Origin of the sequence: Actinocrinis sp. (assembly GCF_035650855.1) — a bacterium.
In the GTDB taxonomy this organism is placed as follows: Bacteria; Actinomycetota; Actinomycetes; order Streptomycetales; family Catenulisporaceae; genus Actinocrinis.
In genome coordinates this window covers 1-2,799 of the sequence record NZ_DASRGV010000232.1, presented here as the reverse complement: position 1 = coordinate 2,799, position 2,799 = coordinate 1, and the positions used below count along the sequence as shown (strand labels likewise).

Here is a 2,799-nt window from a genome sequence, read left to right as displayed (position 1 = left end):
GCGTCAAAGTCGCCCCAGCGCAGAATCTCGATGCCGTGCTGGGTCAGCTCCGGGCGCACTTGCTCCTGGAAGAGCTGCGCATGCCTGATCATCAGCTCCCGCGTCGTGGCCCAGATCCGTTGCAGTACCTCGCGGTGGGTGAAACCGGAGGCGGTGGACCCGGTGGCGCCGGTGGCGATCCGTCGCTTGAGTCCGGCCACCCGGACCATGAAGAACTCGTCGAGGTTGTTGGCGAAGATCGCGGCGAACTTGGCCCGCTCCAGCAGCGGCACCTCCTTGTCCTCGGCCAGCTCGAGTACCCGGCTGTTGAACTGGAGCCAGGAGGATTCGCGGTCGAGGAAGCGGGGGAGGTCGGCGGCCGGTTCCATGATCCAAACTCTCGCACGTGAAGGTGAACTGCGGGTGTCGGGCGGAGGGACACCGGGCGACCGAACCAGGGCTCACAATCCCGGTCGGGGGCGGTGTGGAGGGGAGCGGGAAGAGTGCTACGCCGCCGAGCCGCGCCGTTCGTACATGGTGTCCACGGCCCGATTGCCGAAGCCTAGGGACAGGTACAACCGTACGGCCGGTGTGTTGTCGCCATCTACATACAAGATGACGTTTTCTAGTCCTGATTGCGCCAAATGCTGTAATCCGACCAGGGCGAGCAGTCGGCCGAGCCCGCGGCGCCCGGACTGCGGATCCACGCCGAGCACGTAAATCTCGCCGACCCGGCCCGCGCCGTAGGTCCCCGCCGGATGCACCTTGGTCCAGTGGAAGCCGATCAGCCCTTCGGCGGAACGGGCGAGGAAGAAGCCGGCCGGATCGAACCACGGCTCGGCCTCGCGCTCGGCGAGATCGTTTCGAGTCCACGACCCCTGCTCCGGGTGATGCGCGAAGGCGCGCGCATTGAGCGCCAGCCACGCGTCCTCGTCCTCGCCGGGCCGGAAGGTGTCGACCTTGACGCCCTCGGGCGGCTGCGGCGGGGTCAGGTCGGGTCCCGAACCGCCGCCCAGCTTCAGTTCCATCAGCCGCAGTTCGCGGACCGCGGTCAAGCCGAGCCGCGCGGCGAACTGTTCGGTGCCGGGCAGGCTGCCGTGTGCCCAGACGTGCAACATCCCTGTGGTTTCCGCGAGCGTGGCCTCGATGAGGGAACGACCAATCCCATGCCGCCGCGAGTCCGGCGCCACGCATAGCTCCGCGGTCCTGCTCTGATCTGCATCGGGCGGCGCAAGGTACAGATAGCCGACGAGCTTGCCGCCTTCGTAACGGGTGAAATGCGGCTCGTCGAGGCCGTCGTGCAGCAACGCGAGGCGACCACTCTCGGAGATCGGCGAGACGCCATCCGATTCAGTTACCGCACGTACCAGCGCCAACGCCTCGGCCCGATGAGCCTGGGTGAAGCGCGCGGCTGTGCCTTGTGGCCCCTCGTTCGTCTCTGTCACATCGTCAGGTTATGCGCGGCACCGGCTGCGCACAGCTTCAGCCGGGTACGGCCTCTTCAGACGCGTACAGCCTCGCGGTCCGAGCGCTTCTCCGGGTTGACGAACCGGTACCCGACGTTCCGCACCGTACCGATCAGCTGCTCGTGCTCCGCGCCGAGCTTCGCGCGCAGGCGTCGCACGTGTACGTCTACCGTGCGCGTGCCGCCGAAGTAGTCGTAGCCCCAGACCTCCTGGAGCAGCTGCGCCCGCGTGAACACCCGGCCGGGGTGCTGCGCCAGGTACTTGAGCAGCTCGAACTCCTTGAACGTCAGGTCCAGGACCCGGTTGCGCAACCGCGCGGTGTACGTCGCCTCGTCGATGGTCAGGTCGCCGTTGCGGATCTCCAGCGGCAGGTCCTCGGTGCCCGCCGCGGCGGCGAGGCGGCCGACCGCGAGCCGGATGCGGGCCTCGACCTCGGCCGGCCCGGCGGTGTCCAGCAGCACGTCGTCCACGCCCCACTCGGCGGTGACCGCGGCCAGCCCGCCCTCCGTGGTGATCAGCAGCATCGGGCAGTCGAGGCCGGTGGTGCGCAGCACCCGGCACAGCGATCGGGTCGCGGGCAGCTCACGGCGGCCGTCGACCAGCAGCACGTCTGCGGGCGCCGTGTCCATGAGCGCGGCCGCCTCCGCCGGCGCCACGCGCACCGTGTGCAGCAGGAGGCCGAGCGCGGGGAGCACTTCTGCTGAAGGAGCAAGAGCGTTGGTCAACAGGAGGAGGGTGGCCATGGGGTGGTGCTCCTTCCGCCGTGCCGCACAGGTGCCGGATAGGCGGTTGCATTAACGCGACGGGGTTCGCCGTGTTTCCGCAACCGTGCCGGCGCCCACACCGCAGAGCCGGCTAGTGAGGCGTGTGTAACGTGCTCGTAAAAAACACGAAGGATCCAGTGGCCTCATCGCCCGGATCCTCTGAAGGCAGGATAGCCGACATGGACAGGGTATGTCTGCGGGGTGACGAACCTTTCTCGCTTCGTTATCGCGCACGTGTCGCGCTAGGGGGCGTGAACAGGTTGCTTGACCCCGGCGACGCGTGTGAACGCATCTGCGTGTGACTAACACCGCCACCCGGGTACCGTTGCTCTGGCGCACGCCGAAACAGGGAGGGAGTGAAGCCGGTGCAAGCAACAGGCACGGCGACCCTGCGTTACTGGGCCGCCGCGCGTGAGGCCGCGGGCACCTCCGAGGAGCAGACACGCGCGGAGACGCTCGGCGCTGCACTCTCCGCCGCAGTAGCCGATCGTGGAGCCGAGGGCGGCCGGCTGGCCAGCGTGCTTAAGCGCTGCTCATTCCTGGTCGACGGGCAGCAGGTCGGCAAGCGCGACCCGGAGAGTGTCCACCTG

At 68.2% G+C, this 2,799-nt stretch carries 3 protein-coding genes and 1 pseudogene; 1 reads left to right on the top strand and 3 read right to left on the bottom strand.

The window, feature by feature from the left end; genetic code table 11:
* The 3 genes and pseudogenes from VFB40_RS16995 to VFB40_RS16985 all read right to left on the bottom strand — a co-directional run.
* Positions 1–368: pseudogene (locus tag VFB40_RS16995) on the bottom strand (RNA degradosome polyphosphate kinase); the annotation flags it as partial.
* 117 nt (positions 369–485) lie between these two features.
* Entirely contained in the window at positions 486–1,424 is a 939-nt protein-coding gene (gene mshD, locus VFB40_RS16990) for a mycothiol synthase (RefSeq protein WP_324851744.1), read from the bottom strand.
* A gap of 56 nt (positions 1,425–1,480) precedes the next feature.
* Positions 1,481–2,188 (bottom strand): response regulator transcription factor, encoded by a 708-nt coding sequence (locus VFB40_RS16985; RefSeq protein WP_324851742.1) that lies wholly within the window; start codon positions 2,186–2,188, stop codon positions 1,481–1,483.
* A gap of 386 nt (positions 2,189–2,574) precedes the next feature.
* Here VFB40_RS16985 and VFB40_RS16980 point away from each other — a divergent pair.
* The coding region (locus tag VFB40_RS16980; protein ID WP_324851740.1) for a hypothetical protein at positions 2,575–2,799 on the top strand (225 nt) is incomplete at its 3' end.

What these genes read in the sequence shown, in the direction of transcription:
- VFB40_RS16985 (WP_324851742.1), bottom strand. Translation starts at nt 2,188, where the DNA reads ATGGCCACCCTCCTCCTGTTGACCAACGCTCTTGCTCCTTCAGCAGAA.